At 64.0% G+C, this 16687-nt stretch carries 18 protein-coding genes; 5 read left to right on the plus strand and 13 right to left on the minus strand.

Translation table 11 applies throughout. From position 1 onward, the window contains the following. Positions 1-132: 132 nt before the first annotated feature. The 7 genes from AC0L28_RS04355 to phnG are packed head-to-tail and all read right to left on the minus strand — an operon-like array spanning position 133 to position 5327. Positions 133-750, minus strand: coding sequence for a DapH/DapD/GlmU-related protein (locus AC0L28_RS04355; RefSeq protein ID WP_473475756.1), 618 nt, complete (start codon positions 748-750; stop codon positions 133-135). Then, positions 747-1454, minus strand: a complete 708-nt coding sequence (phnL, locus tag AC0L28_RS04360) for a phosphonate C-P lyase system protein PhnL (RefSeq protein WP_473475758.1) — start codon at positions 1452-1454, stop codon at positions 747-749. Before phnL ends, AC0L28_RS04355 begins: the two co-directional genes overlap by 4 nt. A gap of 2 nt (positions 1455-1456) precedes the next feature. After that, positions 1457-2233, minus strand: coding sequence for a phosphonate C-P lyase system protein PhnK (phnK, locus tag AC0L28_RS04365; RefSeq protein WP_128169635.1), 777 nt, complete (start codon positions 2231-2233; stop codon positions 1457-1459). Further along, complete coding sequence (locus AC0L28_RS04370) at positions 2230-3141, minus strand: alpha-D-ribose 1-methylphosphonate 5-phosphate C-P-lyase PhnJ (RefSeq protein WP_419694742.1); 912 nt, start codon at positions 3139-3141, stop codon at positions 2230-2232. Before AC0L28_RS04370 ends, phnK begins: the two co-directional genes overlap by 4 nt. Further along, positions 3138-4250 carry a carbon-phosphorus lyase complex subunit gene (locus AC0L28_RS04375; protein WP_473475761.1) on the minus strand — a complete coding sequence of 371 codons (1113 nt, stop codon included), beginning with the start codon at positions 4248-4250 and terminating at the stop codon, positions 3138-3140. The genes AC0L28_RS04370 and AC0L28_RS04375 overlap by 4 nt, the downstream gene beginning before the upstream one ends. A gap of 1 nt (position 4251) precedes the next feature. Further along, complete coding sequence (phnH, locus tag AC0L28_RS04380) at positions 4252-4863, minus strand: phosphonate C-P lyase system protein PhnH (RefSeq protein WP_128173460.1); 612 nt, start codon at positions 4861-4863, stop codon at positions 4252-4254. Further along, on the minus strand, positions 4863-5327 hold the full coding sequence (gene phnG, locus AC0L28_RS04385) for a phosphonate C-P lyase system protein PhnG (protein WP_473475763.1): 465 nt from the start codon (positions 5325-5327) through the stop codon (positions 4863-4865). Before phnG ends, phnH begins: the two co-directional genes overlap by 1 nt. Before the next feature lie 123 nt (positions 5328-5450). Between phnG and phnF the strand changes: the two genes are divergently transcribed. Further along, positions 5451-6200, plus strand: a complete 750-nt coding sequence (phnF, locus tag AC0L28_RS04390; protein WP_128173461.1) for a phosphonate metabolism transcriptional regulator PhnF — start codon at positions 5451-5453, stop codon at positions 6198-6200. 8 nt (positions 6201-6208) lie between these two features. Here the strand turns inward: phnF and AC0L28_RS04395 are convergent, their stop codons facing one another. The 6 genes from AC0L28_RS04395 to AC0L28_RS04420 all read right to left on the minus strand — a co-directional run bounded on the left by AC0L28_RS04395 (position 6209) and on the right by AC0L28_RS04420 (position 13813). Continuing rightward, positions 6209-7225, minus strand: coding sequence for a zinc-binding alcohol dehydrogenase family protein (locus AC0L28_RS04395; protein ID WP_473475766.1), 1017 nt, complete (start codon positions 7223-7225; stop codon positions 6209-6211). 65 nt (positions 7226-7290) lie between these two features. Then, positions 7291-8256, minus strand: a complete 966-nt coding sequence (locus AC0L28_RS04400) for an ABC transporter permease (RefSeq protein ID WP_091595434.1) — start codon at positions 8254-8256, stop codon at positions 7291-7293. Then, positions 8253-9806 carry a sugar ABC transporter ATP-binding protein gene (locus tag AC0L28_RS04405; RefSeq protein ID WP_128169642.1) on the minus strand — a complete coding sequence of 518 codons (1554 nt, stop codon included), beginning with the start codon at positions 9804-9806 and terminating at the stop codon, positions 8253-8255. The genes AC0L28_RS04400 and AC0L28_RS04405 overlap by 4 nt, the downstream gene beginning before the upstream one ends. Positions 9807-9922: 116 nt before the next feature. Continuing rightward, positions 9923-10918, minus strand: coding sequence for an ABC transporter substrate-binding protein (locus AC0L28_RS04410; RefSeq protein ID WP_027153111.1), 996 nt, complete (start codon positions 10916-10918; stop codon positions 9923-9925). Positions 10919-11246: 328 nt separating this feature from the next. Continuing rightward, positions 11247-12245, minus strand: coding sequence for an aldo/keto reductase (locus AC0L28_RS04415; protein ID WP_473475771.1), 999 nt, complete (start codon positions 12243-12245; stop codon positions 11247-11249). 62 nt (positions 12246-12307) lie between these two features. Then, on the minus strand, positions 12308-13813 hold the full coding sequence (locus tag AC0L28_RS04420; protein ID WP_473475774.1) for a UxaA family hydrolase: 1506 nt from the start codon (positions 13811-13813) through the stop codon (positions 12308-12310). 268 nt (positions 13814-14081) lie between these two features. Between AC0L28_RS04420 and AC0L28_RS04425 the strand changes: the two genes are divergently transcribed. The 4 genes from AC0L28_RS04425 (at position 14082) to AC0L28_RS04440 (ending at position 16673) form a co-directional block, all read left to right on the plus strand. Beyond that, positions 14082-14975, plus strand: a complete 894-nt coding sequence (locus tag AC0L28_RS04425) for a GntR family transcriptional regulator (RefSeq protein ID WP_128247306.1) — start codon at positions 14082-14084, stop codon at positions 14973-14975. A gap of 142 nt (positions 14976-15117) precedes the next feature. Further along, positions 15118-15474, plus strand: a complete 357-nt coding sequence (locus AC0L28_RS04430) for a DUF2946 family protein (RefSeq protein WP_473475777.1) — start codon at positions 15118-15120, stop codon at positions 15472-15474. Between the two features lie 104 nt (positions 15475-15578). Further along, positions 15579-16115 carry a copper chaperone PCu(A)C gene (locus tag AC0L28_RS04435; RefSeq protein WP_419694734.1) on the plus strand — a complete coding sequence of 179 codons (537 nt, stop codon included), beginning with the start codon at positions 15579-15581 and terminating at the stop codon, positions 16113-16115. A 39-nt stretch (positions 16116-16154) separates the two neighbouring features. Then, entirely contained in the window at positions 16155-16673 is a 519-nt protein-coding gene (locus AC0L28_RS04440; protein WP_473475778.1) for a YcnI family copper-binding membrane protein, read from the plus strand. Positions 16674-16687: the final 14 nt, after the last annotated feature.

The following is a 16687-nucleotide window of genomic DNA, read 5'->3' on the forward strand; positions in this document are numbered from 1 at the left end:
ATGGTGAATGGTGAATGGTGAATGGTGAATGGTGAATGGTGAATGGTGAATGGTGAATGGTGAATGGTGAATGGTGAATGGTGACAAGAACGGCTTCCCTGCCGCCATTCACTATTCACCATTCACCATTCACTAGCCGCCGTATTTTTCCAGAAATGCTTCCGCCGAAAGCGCGCGAAAATCGTCGAGCGCGGCGCGCAGGCGGGCGTGGTCCCAATCCCACCAGGCAAGTGCCCGATAGCGTTCCGCCGTGCGGCGGTCGAAGCGTTCGCGGATCGGTTTGGCCGGCACGCCGCCGACGATGGTGTAGGGCGCGACGTCCTTCGACACCACGGCGCCGGCGCCGACCGCCGCACCGTCGCCGACGCTGACGCCGGGCAGGATTGTCGAGCCGTGGCCAAGCCAGGTGTCGTGGCCGATGGTGACCCGTTTGGCGCGGCGCTGGGCAAAGAATTCGCTCTCGTGCTCGGCGTCGTCCCAATAGTCAGAGGCGCGATAGGTGAAATGGTGTAGCGTCGGCCGCCAGGTCGGATGGTTGGTGGCGTTGATGCGCACACTGGCGGCGATGTTGGCGAATTTGCCGATCGTCGCGCACCAGGCGCTGCAGTCCTGCATCATGTAGGAATAGTCACCGAACGTACTTTCCGAAAGCCGGCAGCGTTCGGCGATTTCGGTCCAGCGGCCGAGCGTCGAGTTGTCGACTTCCGCTGTCTCGTGGACAAGCGGCGTTTCCGACAGTTTTCGGGTCATGCGGCGATTTTCCCGGCGGCAAAAGCGGTCACGTCGATGACGCGGTCGGCCACTGCCTCGCGCACGTCGTGGTCGTGGAAGATGCCAAGCAGGGCGACGCCGGCCGCCTTCTTGGCCGCGATCAGCGCAATCACCACGTCGCGGTTGCTGGCGTCGAGCGAAGCGGTCGGCTCGTCGAGCAGCAGGATCGGGTGCTCGGTGATGAAGCCGCGCGCGACGTTGACGCGCTGCTGCTCGCCGCCGGAAAAGGTCGCCGGCGGCAGCTTCCAGAGCTTTTCCGGCAGGTTGAGCTGCGCCAGCAAGGCGCACGCCTTGCTGCGCGCGACCTCACGGTCCTCGCCGCGCTCGACCAGCGGTTCGGCGACGACATCCAGCGCCGAGACGCGCGGCACTGTGCGCAGGAACTGGCTGACATAGCCGATCGTGAGGCGGCGCACGGCAAGCACGGTGCGTGGGCTGGCCGTCGCCAGATCGATGAGCCCGTCCTCGTGCTGGACGATAATCTGGCCTGCATCGACGGCATAGTTGCCGTAGAGCATCTTCAGGATGGAGCTCTTGCCGGCGCCGGAGGGGCCGCCGAGCACGGCGCATTCGCCGCTCCTGATCGAGAACGACACGCCGGCGACGACCGGCAGTTTGATGCCGTCACGCAGATGCATGGTGAAGCTCTTGGCGACATCGGAGACGACGAGCGGGGTTGCCATGATCACACCTGCAGAATGGAAGAAACGAGAAGCTGGGTGTAGGGCGCACGGGGATCGTCAAGCACGCGGTCGGTGAGGCCGCTTTCGACGACGCGGCCGTCCTTCATCACCATCATGCGTTGCGACAGCAGACGCGCCACCGCAAGGTCGTGGGTGACGACGATCGCCGCGAGACCGAGATCGGTGACCAGGCCGCGCAACAGGTCGAGCAGGCGCGCCTGCACCGAGACGTCGAGGCCGCCGGTCGGCTCGTCCATGAACACCAGCCGCGGCCCGGTGACGAGGTTGCGGGCGATCTGCAGGCGCTGGCGCATGCCGCCGGAAAAGGCGCGCGGTTCGTCGTCGATACGGTCCTCGTCGATCTCTACGCGCGACAGCCAGTCTACGGCGGTAGCGCGGATATTGCCATAGTGGCGGTCGCCGACCGCCATCAGCCGCTCGCCGACATTGGCGCCGGCCGACACCGCCATGCGCAGCCCGTCGGCGGGGTTCTGGTGGACAAAACCCCAGTCGGTGCGCATCAGGAAGCGGCGCTCGGCCTCGCTCATGCGGTAAAGCTCGCGGAACTGGCCGTCGCGCATGCGGTAGCTGGCGGTGCCGGAGCTCGGCAGCAATCTGGTCGACAGGCAGTTGAGCAGCGTCGTCTTGCCGGAACCGGATTCGCCGACCACCGCCAGCACCTCGCCCGGCCACAGGTCAAAGCTGACGTTCTCGCAACCAATGCGCGAGCCGTAGAACTTGGACAGCGCGGAAACGCGCAGCAGCGGTTCGTCGGTCATTGCGCCGGCTCCCTTTTTTCCAGGGCAGGAGGGGTCTCGGGCGCAAGGTGGCCGCGATGGCCTTGCTCGCGCCGCTTCTCGCAATGGTCGGTATCGGAGCAGACGAACATGTGGCCGCCATGGTCGTCGAGGATGACCTCGTCGAGATAGACGTTCTCGGCCGCGCACAGTGCGCAGGGCTGGTCGAAGGTCTGCACCTCGAACGGATGGTCCTCGAAGTCGAGGCTGACTACGTTGGTGAAAGGCGGCAGCGCATAGATGCGCTTTTCGCGGCCGGCACCGAACAGTTGCAGAGCCGGCGAACGGTGCATTTTCGGGTTATCGAACTTCGGCGTCGGCGACGGGTCCATCACATAGCGACCCTCGACCTTGACCGGATAGGCGTAGGTGGTGGCGATGCGACCGTGTCTGGCGATGTCTTCGTAGAGTTTTACATGCATGAGTCCATATTCCTCCAGCGCATGCATTTTCCGCGTTTCCGTCTCGCGCGGCTCGAGGAAGCGCAGCGGCTCGGGAATCGGCACCTGATAGACCAGCACCTGGCCTGCGGTCAGCGGGTGCTCGGGGATGCGGTGGCGGGTCTGGATGATGGTCGCCTTCGCCGTGTCGGTGGTGACGGCGACATTGGCGACCTTCTTGAAGAAGGCGCGAATCGAGACCGCATTGGTGGTATCGTCGGCGCCTTGGTCGATGACCTTCAGCACATCGTCCGGGCCGATGATCGAGGCGGTGACCTGAACGCCGCCGGTGCCCCAGCCATAAGGCATCGGCATCTCGCGCGAGGCGAACGGCACCTGATAGCCGGGAATGGCGATACCCTTGAGGATCGCGCGGCGGATCATCCGCTTGGTCTGCTCGTCGAGATAGGCGAAGTTGTAGGTGGCGATGTCGGTCGGTTGTGCGGTCATTCCGCGGCCTCCCTTTTTTCTTCCATCTTGCCGCCGTTCTCGCGGGCGTCGTGCTCGGCGCGCATGCGGCGCACCAGGTCGAGCTCGGCCTGGAAGTCGACATAGTGCGGCAGCTTGAGGTGCTCGACGAAGCCGGTCGCCTGGACATTGTCGGAATGCGAGATGACGAATTCCTCGTCCTGGGCAGCGGCGACGACATCTTCGCCGAATTCGGTTGCACGAAGCGCGCGGTCGCAGAGCGCCATGGCCATCGCCTTGCGCTCGCTCTGGCCGAAGACGAGGCCGTAGCCGCGGGTGAATTGCGGCGGCGCCTTGGCCGAGCCCTTGAACTGGTTGACCATCTGGCACTCGGTGACACGCACAGAACCGAGCGGTACGGCGAATGGCAGCTCCGGCACGTCGAGTTCCAGCTCGACCTCGCCGATACGAACCTCACCGACGAACGGATGGTTGCGGGCATAGCCGCGCTGGGTGGAGTAGCCGAGCGCCAGCAAAAAACCCTCGTCGCCGCGTGACAGCGCCTGCAGGCGGATGTCGCGCGCCATCGGGAACTCCAGCGGCTCGCGGGTGATGTCGCCCGGGATATGGTCCTGCGGCATGTCGCCGTCGGGCTCGATCAGGCCTTCGCGGGCGAGGATGGCGGAGACACGCGGCATGGCGTCCGCGTCGGTGGCACGCTGCAGCGGCTCGGCGACGTCGCCACCGGCGGCAAGCTCGGGATCGAGCAGCCGGTGGGTGTAGTCGAAGGTCGGGCCGAGAAGCTGGCCGCCGGGAAAATCCTTGTAGGTCGCCGACACGCGCCGCTCGACCAGCATCGCGCCGGTGTCGATCGCCTTGGTGTAGCCGAAGCGTGGCAGCGTGGTGCGATAGGCGCGAACCAGGAAGATAGCCTCGATCATGTCGCCGCGCGCCTGAACGATGGCCAGCGCCGCCAATTCGCGGTCGTAGAGCGAACCTTCGCTCATCACCCGGTCGACGCCGAGCGCCAGCTGCTCGACGATCTGGTCGAGGCGAAGCGCCGGCACGGAACGGTCGCCGCGGCGGCGGTCGGCGAGCAGGGCGTGGGCGTTGGCAATGGCCGCTTCACCGCCTTTTACCGCGACATACATATCACGCCTCCATCGTCTTGATGCGCGTCGTGCGCGGCAGGCAGGCAACGCCTTCCGGGGTGGCTAGGATAATGTCGACACCACGGGGGAAACGCTGATTGTTCTGCTTCCATTGTTCGACGAAGTGGCGCGGCATCTGCGCCGGCGCGATTGTCGCGGTTGTTTCGATGCCAGGACCTTCGAGCAGCAGCGGCGCGCCTGAGACGAGATCGCTGACCTGCAGGATCAGCGTCGTCGAGCGGTCGGGATAGTCCTGGGTGCCTTGTGAAAAGCCGTCGAGCGCCATCATCTCGGCCGGCGTGGCGATCAGCGCGAAATGCGCATCGGCTGGCGTGTGGGCCAGTGGCGCGCCGGTGTGGAAGCCGAGCCAGGATTTCATCGCTGCTGGGGCCTGCAAAACGAGGTCGAGCCAGAGCGGCGTGTCGTTGTCGCACAGCGCCAGCGCGATGGCGCCCGCGGTGGCCGACAGCGGCGCCGGTGGGCGGGCAAAGACCGGCAGAGGCTGCAGGGTGCCCGGCCGCGCCGTTGCGTCCATCACGGCGCGGAACACCGTCTGGGCGTCGAACACCGGATTGGCAAAGCCGCCCTCGATCGCTTGCGTTGCGATATCCATCAGTCTTCTCCGCGTACCATGGTGAAGAAATCGACCTTCGTTGCCGCCGTCTCGGCGCGCCGCCGCTCACGTCGGCTGGCCAGTGCGGTCTGCAGCGGCGCAATGAGTTTGCTCTCGACCTCGTTGCGGCGGATGGGATCCTGCCAGAGCGCGTCGGCGATCGCCGCCAGTTTTGCTTTCTGCTTGTCACGGCCGAGCGCATAGCAGTGGCCGACTTCTCCCGAGGCAAGCCGCACCGTCGCGCGGGTGACCGTCGCCTCGCCGACGTTGAATGGTGCGCCGCCGCCGCCGATGCGGCCACGCACGGTGACCAGGCCGGTTTCAGGGCCGCGCAGGAGTTCTGCTTCCGAAGGCAGGCCGGCTTCGTTCCAGAGGCGGACGATATCGTCGCCGGTCGATTGCGCCAACGTTGCCATGACGGCCTTGCGCTCAAGCTGCTGATCGCGCGCTTCCTGTCCTCGCATGGTTGACATTCCCTTGCATCGAAAATTCGTCTATTGATATAGACAATTATACAAATTATATCTATTTTCTAAAGCGTGTCCATGACGGACGGATGACAGCGCGAAAAAGATCGGGGCAAAGAAATGATCGGTCAGCAGATGGCCAGCAGCTTGGAGCGGCGCAGCGGCGTCTCGCTGTGGCGGCAGATCGCCGACCAGATCCTGCATTCGATCGCCGTCGGCGACTTTGCCGAGAATGCTGCATTGCCACCGGAAGTTGCACTGGCCGAGCGCTATGGCGTCAACCGCCATACGGTGCGCAGCGCCATCGCCGCACTGGTGCAGGATGGCGTGCTCAGGGCCGAACAGGGGCGCGGCACCTTCGTGCTGTCGCGCAAGCGCCTGTCCTATCCGATCGGCGCCCGCACCCGTTTTTCGGAGGGCTTGCAAGGGCAGGCGTCGGAGCGCCGCAGCGTGCTGCTCGAATCGGCGGTCGAGCCGGCCAGCCGGCGCGTCGCCGAAGGGCTGGGGCTTGCCAGGGGTTCGACTGTCATACGCCTCGAGACACGCGGCGAAGCCGATGGGCAACCGGTCTCGCGTGCGACCGGCTGGTTCGACGCGGCTCGCTTCGCCGGCATCGATGCCGCCATGGCCGAAACCGGATCGGTGACCGCCTCATTCCGGGGTTTCGGCATCGGTGACTATCTCAGACAATCGACGGTGTTGTCGGCCCGCCACGCGGACGCCGCCGACCTTGCCGATCTTAATCTGCAGCCCGGCGCTATCGTGCTGGTCACGGTCGCCGTCAACGTCACGCCGGACGGCCAGCCGATCCAGTTTGCCGAAACCCGGTTTCCGGCTGAGCGGGTCGAGCTCAAGATATCGGCGCTTTAAAGTCCGGTTCATCCGACCTGGATGACGGCCTTGATCAGGCCGGATTTCTCATGCGCCCAGCGGGCGAGGTCGCGCGGTGTATCCGAAAGCGTCGTGCGATGGGTGACGAGCTTTGCCAGCGGCACAGCACCATCGCGGATCGAGGCGGCGACATGGTCGAAGTCGACGCGCAGAGCGTTGCGGCTGCCGATCAGCGTCATCTCGCGCTTGTGGAATTCAGGATCGGAAAAGACGATGTCGTCCTTGACGACGCTGACCAGGACCAGCGTCCCGCCATGCGCGACATGGGCGAAGGCTGACTGGACGGACTGGGTGTTGCCGGTGGCATCGAAGACCGCGTCAAAACCTTCGCCGTTGGTCGCCTCGCGAACTAGATCGGTCGCAGACTGCCGTGATGCGTCGAGGGTGGCGAAGCCGAGTTCGCTTGCGGCGAAGCCAAGCCTTTCCGCGCTCATGTCGAGCAGCGTCACGTCGAGACCGGCGATGCGGGCAAACAGCGCCGTGCCGAGGCCGATCGGCCCGGCACCGATGACCAGCGTGCGCGCGCCGGGATCAGCCAGCGAGCGCCGCACGGCATGCGCCCCGATCGCCAGGAATTCGACGGCGGCGGCATCGGTCAGCGACAGGCCGTTGGCCGGATAAAGATTTTGCGCCGGCACCAGGATCCGTTCGCACATGGCGCCGTCGCGGTGGACGCCGAGCACCTCGATCCTGACGCAGCAATTCGGCTTGCCTAGGCGGCAGGCGCTGCATTTGCCGCAAGCGAGATAGGGGTTGATGATCACCGGCTCGCCCACCGGCAGGTCGACGCCTTCGCCGGCCTCGATCACGGTGCCGGAGACCTCGTGACCCATGATGCGGGGATAGGCGAGGAACGGATGCTTGCCCTCGAAGATGTGATAGTCGGTGCCGCAGATGCCGACATGACTGACCGCGACCAACGCCCAGCCCGGCGGTGGTGTGCCCGGCGCCAGGCGGTCTTCCACAACAAGATCGCCGGGCGAACGGCAGATGACGGCTTTCATGCTTTGATCCAGTCGGTTCATGGCGCCGCCGGCCCGATCGCCGGGCCGGCGGTTGTTAAGATGGTCTATTTGCCGCGGCGGCGCAGGCCGTCGAAATAGACGATGACGATGATCAGCACGCCGGTAATGATGCGCTGCCAGAAGGCATTGACGTTCAAGAGATTGGCGCCGTTGTTGATAGTGGCGAGGATGAAGGCGCCAAGCAGCGGTCCGTGCACCGAGCCGACGGCGCCGAACAATGAGGTGCCGCCGATCACCGACGAGGCGATCGCCTGCAACTCCCAGCCCTCGGCCTGTGTCGGATTGCCGATGCCGATGCGCGAGGCAAGCAGCACGCCGACAAAAGCCGCGCAGAGGCCAGACAGCGTATAGGCCATGTAGATGGTGCGCTGGACGTTGACGCCGGACAGACGCGAGGCCTCGGCGTTGGAGCCGACCGAGAACAGATACCGGCCCCAGCGGCTGTGATGCAGGAAGATGTAGGCAGGGATGCCGACCAGGATCACCATCCAGAACAGATTGGGGACGCCGAGGAACGAGCTGCGCGAAAACAGCTGGAAGGCGTCGTTGTTGATCGAGATCGAGTTGCCATTGGTCATCAAAAGGCCGATGCCGCGCAGCGAGGTCAGCGTCGCCAGCGTGATGATGAAGGGCGGCAGGCCCATCTTGACGATGCCGAAGCCGTGGAACAGGCCGATGGCGACGCCAACCAGCAAGGTGATCAGGATGGCGAGGTAAATCGGCACGCCGGCATTGATCAGCATCGCAACGATGACGGTGGCGAAGCCAACCACGGCGCCGACGGAAAGGTCGATACCGCCGGTGATGATGACGAAGGTCTGGCCGACCGCCAGGATGGCGATCATCGAACCTTGCCGCAGCAGGTTCGAGATGTTGTTGGCGGAGGCGAAGCTCGGCGTCGCCACCGACAGGATGACCCACAACAGCACCAGCAGCGCCAGCAGCGTCAGCCCGAACAGCGCGTTGTAGTTGCGTTTCGGCCTTTCGGCCGCGATCGCCTCGGTGCTCATATCTGTCCTCCCGGTTTTTCTTGTTTCTCGGCCAGCGCCTGGGTGAGGATCTCCTCATGGTCGGCAGTGTGGAAACCATGAGTGGCCACCAGTTTGCCGCGCCGGAACACATGCAGCGTGTCGGCCAGTTCATAGACCTCGGGCAGATAGGACGAGATCAGGATGATGCCGGCGCCCTTGGACAAAAGCGCACTGAACAGGCGGTAGATCTCGGCCTTGGTGCCGACATCGACGCCGACTGTCGGCTCGTCGAAGATGAACAGCTTGGCGCCGTGCGCCAGCCATTTGCCGATGACGATCTTCTGCTGGTTGCCGCCGGACAGGCTGGAGGCGAGGGCGTGACGCGTCGGCGTCTTGATCCTGAGATTGGCGATCTGGCGATCCGCCTCGGTCTTCTCCTGTGCGCTGGAGATCAGCAGATTGCTGGAGATGCGCTTGTAGATCGGCAGATTGAGATTGAGGCCGACCGGCAGGTTGAGGCAGAGGCCCTGGTCGCGGCGGCTTTCCGGCGCCAGCGCCATGCCGAGCCTGATAGCGTCATGCTCGGAGTTGACCTGAACCTCCTTGCCCTCCCAGAGGATCTGGCCGGCCGACTTGCGGTGACGGCCGTAGAGCGTGGTGACGAACTCGCTGCGCCCGGCGCCGATCAGCCCGTAGAGCCCGACGATTTCGCCGGCACGGACCGTCATCGAGACATTTTCGAAGCCCTTGCCGGAGAGATTCCTGGCTTCGAGCAGCGTCGCGCCCGGGGTAAAATGCTCCTTGTGATAGACTTGCTCGATCGAGCGGTTGATCATCATCTTGACCAGCTCGGCGTCGTTGGTCTCGGCGATGTTCCTGGTGCCGACAAGCGTGCCGTCGCGCAGCACCGAGACGCGGTCGGCGAGCTCGAACACCTCTTCCATGCGGTGGCTGATGTAGATGATGGTGACGCCTTCGCCCTTCAGCCGGCGGATCAGCGTGAACAGCTGGTCGGCTTCCTTGCGGGTGAGATAGGCAGTCGGTTCGTCGAAGATCAGGAACTTGGTGCCGCGCACGGTGGCGCGGGCGGCGGCGATCAGCTGCTGCTGGCCTATGGTCAGGTCACCCAGCACGACATGCGCCGGCAGATCGAAGCCGAGATCGTCGATGATCTTCTGCGCTTCCCTGACCATGGCCCGCTGCTGCAGTATGCCGAAGCGGGAATCCTCCTCGCCGAGGAACATGTTGGCCGCGACAGTGAGATGGCGGCACAGAACGACCTCCTGGTGCACGGCATTGATGCCGAGCGCCATCGCCTCATGCGGCGTCGCCAGCGCTGCCGGCTTGCCCTCCCAGATGACGTCGCCGGAGGTGCGCGGCATGACGCCGGTCAAAAGCTTGATCAGGGTGGATTTGCCGGCACCGTTCTCGCCGACAATGGCGTGGATTTCGCTGGCCTTGAAGGCGAGGTCAACCGGCTTCAGCGCGTGCGTGCCGGGATATCGCTTCTCCAGTCCCTTGAGTTCGAGGATCGTCCTGCCCGGTTCCAGCGTTGGGGCGGGATGCAGTTCCTGCGCCGTCGACGTCATGACGTTCCTCCCAATTGGCCTCCCAGATTGGCCTCCCAGATCGGCCTCACGAGTGGCACGCGTGTAGGTCGTTTCCGGGGCAAAAAGCCCCGGAAACGGTGTGCCAATGCCGGTGCTCAGTCGAGCTTCGGATTGAGCAGCGCGTCGATCTTCGGATCTTTCATGTTAGCCTTGGTGACGAGGTTGGCGCCGGTGTCGACATTGGCCTCGACCTTCTCGCCCTTCGAGGCAGCGAGCGCCGTCTTGATGCCGTCATAGCCCATCCGGTACGGATCCTGGACGACGAGGCCGGAAATGACGCCGTCATTGAGGAACTTGACCAGCTTCTCGTCGCTGTCGAAACCGATCAGCCCGACCTTGCCGGCAAGGCTGTTCTCGGCGATCGCCTGACCGACGCCCTGCGCCATGATCAGGTTGGAGGCGAAGATGCCCTTGAGGTTCGGGTTGGCGGTGATCAGGTCGGTTGCGATGTTGAGGCCGGTGGTGGCCTGGCCGTCGGCGTATTTGTCGGCAATGAGCTTGAGGCCGGGATATTTGGCGGCAAGCTGTTCCTTGAAGCCCTGGGCGCGCTGCTCGAGCGAGCCGGCACCCGGAAGCGCGGTGATCAGGGCGACGTCGCCCTCGATTTTGCCGCCATTGGCTTCGCCGATCGCGGCCGCCAGCCCGTCAGCGGCGACGCGGCCGCCCTGGATATTGTCGGTGGTCAGGAACGAGGTGAAGGCCTTGGAGTCGGCGCCGGAATCGATGCCGATGATCTTGACGTTGGTGGCTGCCTCGTCGATCGGCTTGCCGAGCGCCTTGGCCTCGGTTGGTGCGATGACCACGGCAGCCGGGTTGCCGGCGACGGCGTTTTCAAGGATCGAGATCTGGCCGTTGACGTCGGTCTCCGCCTGGGCGCCGAGTTCCGGCACGTTGACGCCGAGGTCCTTGCCGGCCTTGCGGGCGCCGGCCAGCACGATCTGCCAGTAGAAAGAGGTGGTGTCCTTGACGATGATCGGAATGGTTACGTCCGCCGCCGAAGCCGGCGCCGAATGCATCACGCCGGCAAGCATCGAGGCGGCGGCGAGCGCCACGAATGCGCGGCGGTTGAGAATGCTGGTCACGAATTTCATTTAGACTTCCTCCCTAGGTCGCCTGGTGAACGTAGCGGAAGCTCGGTTTGGATAGGCGCTGGCCAAACGGAACTTTATCAATAAAAAACATTTACCGCATTTTGATAGTGCATAGGTCCGGTCGACGCAAGCGGTGTTTCGTATCGTCCTGCGTATGCCTCGACCGGAAGGGAGTGCCGATCCACATTGCCAAACCCCTCCCCGAAAAGGTATGGAATATTAATTCCATCTTCCGGTCAAGATAGAATATTCATTCTTTTTTGAGGCGTAAGGTGGGGCGCCTCCTGATCGCACCGTCCGCCGTTCAACCGGCGAAGGCCGCAGCGCATCAGCCGAGTTTCTGAACGACCGTGTAGGGACCATATTTCGCAAATTCTGTTTCGGGCACCTGGATGTCGAGCAGTTGTAGATTTCGTTCCAGATTGGCCGGTTTGGCGGTGCCCGTCAGCACAGAAGCCACCACAGGCTCGTGCAGCGGGAACTGGAACGCCGCCGCGGCAAGCGGATAGCCGCCCTCGGCGGCGATTTTTTCCATGGCGCCGACGCGGTCGAGAATGTCCTCGGTGGCCGGCAGATAGTCGAAATGCGCACCCGGCACCGGGCCGGTCGCCAGGATGCCCGAGTTGAAGACGCCACCGATGATCAGCGAGGTCTGCCGTTGCCGGCAAAGCGGCAGCAATTCGGCTTCGGCGGTGCGGTCGAGCAGCGAATAGCGGCTGGCGAGCAGGATGCAGTCGAGCGGCGCCTGGCGCAGCACATCGAGACAGATCTGAACCTCGTTGACGCCAAGGCCGTAGGCGGAAATGACCCTGGACGACTTCAGCTCTTCCAGCGCCTTCAGCCCGCCATCCAAAAACTGGCGGAAATGCAGCTTCGTTTTCTCGACGCCATGCGTATAGACGCCGATGTCGTGAACGAACAGGATGTCGATCCGATTGAGGCCGAGCCGCGCATAGCTGAACTCGACCGAGCGCATGATGCCGTCGTAGGAATAGTCGTAGTCGACCGCAAAGGGCAGCGGATCGACATAGGAATGATCCGGAATCCGGTCTTCCGGCACCGGCCGCAACAGGCGCCCGACCTTGGTCGACAGCATGTAGGAGTCCCGCGGCTTGTCGCGCAGGAAATCGCCGAAGCGGCGTTCCGAAAGGCCGAAGCCGTAGAAGGGCGCGGTATCGAAATAGCGCAAGCCGGCATCCCAGGCGACCTGCAGCGTCTGCATCGCCGTCTCGCGTGGGCAGGCTCGGTAGAGCCCGCCGACCGCCGCGCCGCCGAAGCTGACCTCGGTTATTTCCAGCGCGGTGCTGCCGACACGGCGTTTCTTCATGCAAAGCCTCCCAACGGCCATTTGCCGGCCCCGTCCATGTCTCAAGTCAGTTGGTGGCTGTTCTAGAGGGTCGCTCCGAGGTGCCACGGCACGAACTCGTTGTCGCCGTAGCCGAACTCCTCGCTCTTGGTCTTGCGGCCGGAGGCCGTCTCGACGATCAGCTCGAAAATCTCGCGGCCCATGCCGGCAATGGTCTTTTCGCCCGAGGCGATGACGCCGCAATTCACGTCCATGTCCTCTTCCATCGTGTGGTACATGGTCGAGTTGCTGGCGACCTTGATCGACGGTGTCGGCCGGCAGCCGAAGCAGGAACCGCGGCCGGTGGTGAAGACGATGACGTTGGCGCCGCCAGCCACCTGGCCGGTGGCGGAAACCGGGTCGTAGCCGGGCGTGTCCATGAACACCAGGCCGTGGCCGCTGACCTTCTCGGCATAGCCGAAGACGCCGTTGAGCGGCGTCTGGCCACCCTTGGCGACGGCGCCAAGCGACTTCTCCAAAATGGTGGTCAGGCCGCCGCGCTTGTTGCCGGGTGAAGGATTGTTGTCGATGGAGGCGCCATGCTTGGCGACATGATCTTCCCACCACTTTACATAGCCATCGAGCTTGGCGGCGATCTCCGGGGTCGCCGCACGATAGGCGAGCAGATGCTCGGCGCCGTAGATTTCCGTCGTCTCGGAAAGGATGCCGATGCCGCCGACGCCGGCCAGGATGTCGACGGCGGCGCCCAGCGCCGGATTGGCGGTGATACCGGACATGCCGTCGGAGCCGCCGCATTGCAGGCCGACGACGATCTCGCTGACCGGGATCGGCTCACGCTCAAGCTTGCCGACCTCCTCTGATATCTCGGCCAGCACGACCAACGCCTTCTCGACAGATTTGCGCGAGCCGCCGGCTTCCTGGATGTTGAAATGGCGCTTTCCCGCGGCGACGCCCTTCTGGCCATAGAGGGTGAGCTGGTTGACCTCGCAGCCGAGACCGACCATCAGCACACCGCCAAAATTCGGGTGACGAGCATAGCCGGCCAGCGTGCGGTGCAGCACCATCATGCCGTCGCCGGTGGCGCTCATGCCGCAGCCCTGGCCGTGAACGATGGGAACGAAGCCATCGATCCCCGGATATCTGGGCAGCAGCGTCCGGTTCGCCTCGTCGGCGATGGCGTGGCAAACGGTGGCCGAGCAATTGACGCTGGCGAGAACGCCGATGAAGTTGCGCGTGCCGGCACGGCCGTCCGCGCGGCGGTAGCCCATGAAGGTGCGGGCGCGATCGGCCTCTGTGGCGTGCACGGCCTCGCTCGGCGGCACCACCGGCAAACGCCCGGATTCGAAGACCAGATTGTGCGAATGGACATGCTCGCCGGGCGCAATGGCTTCAGTGGCGCGGCCGATCGCCTGGGCGTATTTGACCACGGCCTCGCCGGCGGCAATCGGCTTGATCGCCACCTTGTGGCCGGGTTCGATCAGCGCCGTGGCAGCGGCGCCGCCCGGCAGCACCGCGCCGATCTCGATGCGGCCGTTGGCGACCGCGACATTGTCGGCGGGGGACAGAAGAATGCTGTTTGCGGTGTTCACGGGCAATTTCCTGGGTGTTCCTGGGATCGGCAAGCGATTGACACGCGCCTGTTAACAGTTAATGTCTTTTATCGTGAAAAAACAGTTTTGCGTCAATTGTTTTTTCGTGACGAAGCCGCGCGTTCTTGCGGATGCGCAGAGGACCGGACGCTGGAACCAGGCCTGACTTCCGAAAAGCGATTCCGCTTCCCGGGAGCCTGCGCCAGAAGCATCTGCATATCGCGCTTCAAGCCGGCCGCCGCAAGCGCCGGCCGCAACGGGGCAGGGGATGTCGAAGAGCAACAACGTCTATAAGGACGCCTACAATCGCGGTTTGCGGCTGCTCGACGAAACGAAAAGCCTGCCGTCGGAGCCCGAGCTGGGCACCCTGCTTGGCGTCAGCCGCACGACGATCCGCACCATCCTTGCGCGCATGGAAGAGACCGGGCTGATCGCCTGGAACAAGCGCAGCAAGACGGTTTTGCGCGTGCCGCGGCCGGACGACTTTTTTCCCGAGGAAGAAACCGACACGCTGTCGCAGATCATCGAGCGCTCCTTCATGCGGCGGCTGCTTGCCGGCGGTGCTGAGCCCGGCATGCAGATCAACGAACTCGAGCTGGCGCGCGAGATCGGCGTTGGCACCACCAGCGTGCGCGAGTTCCTGATCCGCTTTTCCCGCTTCGGGCTGATCGAGAAGCGCCGCAACAGCCATTGGGTGCTGAAAGGCTTTACCCGCGCTTTCGCGCTGGAACTGACCGAAATCCGCGAGATGTTCGAACTACGCTCGGCCGCCGCCTTCGCCGCGCTGCCGGAAGACAGCCCGGTGTGGGCCGACCTCGACCTGCTGGAGGACGAGCATCGCCTGCTGGCGCGCCAGATCGCCACGCGCTTCAACGAATTCTCGGAGCTCGACGAGCGCTTTCACCGGCTGATCCACCGCGCGTCGCACAATCGCTTCATCGTCGATTTCTACGACGTCATCGCCATGATCTTCCACTACCACTATCAGTGGAACAAGGCGCAGGAGCGCGAGCGCAACGAAGTGGCGGTTGCGGAACATCTGGCCTATATCGCGGCGCTCAAATCGCGCGATCTCGGCAAGGTCGACGCCGCCTGCCGCAAGCATCTGAAGTCCGCGCGGCACACGCTGCTGACGTCGATTCCAGAAGGCCAGCAAGCGTAGCGAGCTTTAGGTTGTTGCATTAAAGCGCCGCGTTGCCGCAGTGGTGATTTGGCGATTTTCCGACCGCCGGCCGCGTGCTAGATATCTTGCCGTTGCTGCGTGAGGAGGCAGGCCTTTGAACATCCGGCAGAGACGATGGAGCATGCCGGCGACATTCTCCGCGGCCTATTTGCTCGTGCTCCAGTCGGTGCTTGGCGCATTCGCCTTCGGCATCGGGCCGGATGCTTCGCAACGCGACGCTTTCGGCAACGTCATCTGCACCCATGAGGGCGCGGCCCAGCGTCCAAGCGGCTATCCGCACCAGCAGCACATGCCGGCCTGCTGCATGCCCGGCTGCGGCATGGCTTCGGCTGTCTACGCGCCGCCGCCCGCTGCCGCCACGCTGTCCGGCAATTTTTCCGTCGAAACCGTCGCGTTTGTGCTGCCGGCGTTCAGGCATCTCGACTTTGCCCGCGACCGCTCTCCGTCGAATCCGCGCGCGCCTCCGGTGACGGCCTGATCCGTCCCGGTTCGCCTTGCGGAATTTTTCGCGGGCGAATTCGTTCAACATCGAAACTGTTCGCGACCGGCCGACGGCGCGATTTCTCAGTTCCTGGAGCTATCATGTCTCACACTTTTCGCGTGCGGCTCGGCCGCAACAGCCGCTTCCTGCGCAGCTTCGAGGAGCGACTCGGCGTCACCGTGCTCCTCCTCGCCCTGCTGTTCGTCAACGCCCAGGCCGTCTTCGCGCATGAGTTCAGGGTTGGCGACCTCGAAATCGTGCATCCCTGGTCGCGCGCCACGCCACCGGGCGCCAAAGTGGCCGGCGGCTATTTCACCGTCACCAACACCGGCAGTTCGCCGGACCGGCTGCTGTCGATCTCCTCGGAAATTTCGGCCAAGGCCGAATTGCATGAGATGGGCGTCAAGGACGGCGTCATGACGATGCGGCCGGTCAGCGGCCTCGAAATCCCGGCCGGCGGCAAGGTCGCGCTAGCGCCCGGCGGTTATCATTTGATGTTTGTCGGGCTGAAGCAGCAGCCCAAGCAAGGCGAGACGTTTCCCGCCAGGCTGACTTTCGAGAAGGCCGGCACGGTGACCGTCGAGTTCGCCGTCGAGGGCATGGGCGAAATGGGCGGCATGCACGACCATGCCAATTGATCCGGCCAGATCCGCTCAATTCAAACTCGAGGAACCATCATGAACAATTATCTTCTGTCGGCCGGCGTGTTTTTCGTCCTGGGGACAAGTGCTGCCTTTGCCCACATTACGCTGGAAGCGCAGGAGGCGGCGGTCGGTTCGACCTACAAGGCCGTCCTGCGCGTGCCGCATGGCTGTGAAGGCAAGGCGACGACCGCCGTGCGCGTGCAGATCCCGGAGGGAGTGATTTCAGTGAAGCCGATGCCGAAGGCCGGCTGGACGCTGCAGGTCAAGAACGGCAGATACGAGAAATCCTATCAGCTCCATGGTCAAGAGGTGTCCAGCGGCGTCAAGGAAGTCAACTGGAGCGGCGGCAGCCTGCCGGACGAATTCTACGACGAATTCGTCTTCCGCGGGACACTGGCGGCGGATCTGCCGACAGGCCAAACGCTCTACTTCCCGGTGGTGCAGGAATGCGACGGCGCCGCCGAACGCTGGATCGAGATTCCAGCGGTCGGCCAGGATGAGGACGCGCTGGAATATCCGGCGCCCGGCCTCAAGCTTGCGCCGAAGCTATGATTTTTTGGCGGCGC

The organism is Mesorhizobium sp. WSM4847 (assembly GCF_055811335.1).

Bases quoted from the DNA above. Each gene is read 5' to 3' on its own strand.
- AC0L28_RS04425 (WP_128247306.1), top strand. From the start codon at position 14,082: ATGTCGAAGAGCAACAACGTCTATAAGGACGCCTACAATCGCGGTTTG.
- phnH (WP_128173460.1), bottom strand. From the start codon at position 4,863: ATGGATATCGCAACGCAAGCGATCGAGGGCGGCTTTGCCAATCCGGTG.
- AC0L28_RS04395 (WP_473475766.1), bottom strand. From the start codon at position 7,225: ATGAAAGCCGTCATCTGCCGTTCGCCCGGCGATCTTGTTGTGGAAGAC.
- AC0L28_RS04415 (WP_473475771.1), bottom strand. From the start codon at position 12,245: ATGAAGAAACGCCGTGTCGGCAGCACCGCGCTGGAAATAACCGAGGTC.
- phnL (WP_473475758.1), bottom strand. From the start codon at position 1,454: ATGGCAACCCCGCTCGTCGTCTCCGATGTCGCCAAGAGCTTCACCATG.
- AC0L28_RS04430 (WP_473475777.1), top strand. From the start codon at position 15,118: ATGCCGGCGACATTCTCCGCGGCCTATTTGCTCGTGCTCCAGTCGGTG.
- AC0L28_RS04410 (WP_027153111.1), bottom strand. From the start codon at position 10,918: ATGAAATTCGTGACCAGCATTCTCAACCGCCGCGCATTCGTGGCGCTC.
- phnG (WP_473475763.1), bottom strand. From the start codon at position 5,327: ATGCGAGGACAGGAAGCGCGCGATCAGCAGCTTGAGCGCAAGGCCGTC.
- phnK (WP_128169635.1), bottom strand. From the start codon at position 2,233: ATGACCGACGAACCGCTGCTGCGCGTTTCCGCGCTGTCCAAGTTCTAC.
- AC0L28_RS04355 (WP_473475756.1), bottom strand. From the start codon at position 750: ATGACCCGAAAACTGTCGGAAACGCCGCTTGTCCACGAGACAGCGGAA.
- AC0L28_RS04440 (WP_473475778.1), top strand. From the start codon at position 16,155: ATGAACAATTATCTTCTGTCGGCCGGCGTGTTTTTCGTCCTGGGGACA.
- AC0L28_RS04435 (WP_419694734.1), top strand. From the start codon at position 15,579: ATGTCTCACACTTTTCGCGTGCGGCTCGGCCGCAACAGCCGCTTCCTG.
- AC0L28_RS04405 (WP_128169642.1), bottom strand. From the start codon at position 9,806: ATGACGTCGACGGCGCAGGAACTGCATCCCGCCCCAACGCTGGAACCG.
- AC0L28_RS04370 (WP_419694742.1), bottom strand. From the start codon at position 3,141: ATGACCGCACAACCGACCGACATCGCCACCTACAACTTCGCCTATCTC.
- AC0L28_RS04400 (WP_091595434.1), bottom strand. From the start codon at position 8,256: ATGAGCACCGAGGCGATCGCGGCCGAAAGGCCGAAACGCAACTACAAC.
- AC0L28_RS04375 (WP_473475761.1), bottom strand. From the start codon at position 4,250: ATGTATGTCGCGGTAAAAGGCGGTGAAGCGGCCATTGCCAACGCCCAC.
- phnF (WP_128173461.1), top strand. From the start codon at position 5,451: ATGATCGGTCAGCAGATGGCCAGCAGCTTGGAGCGGCGCAGCGGCGTC.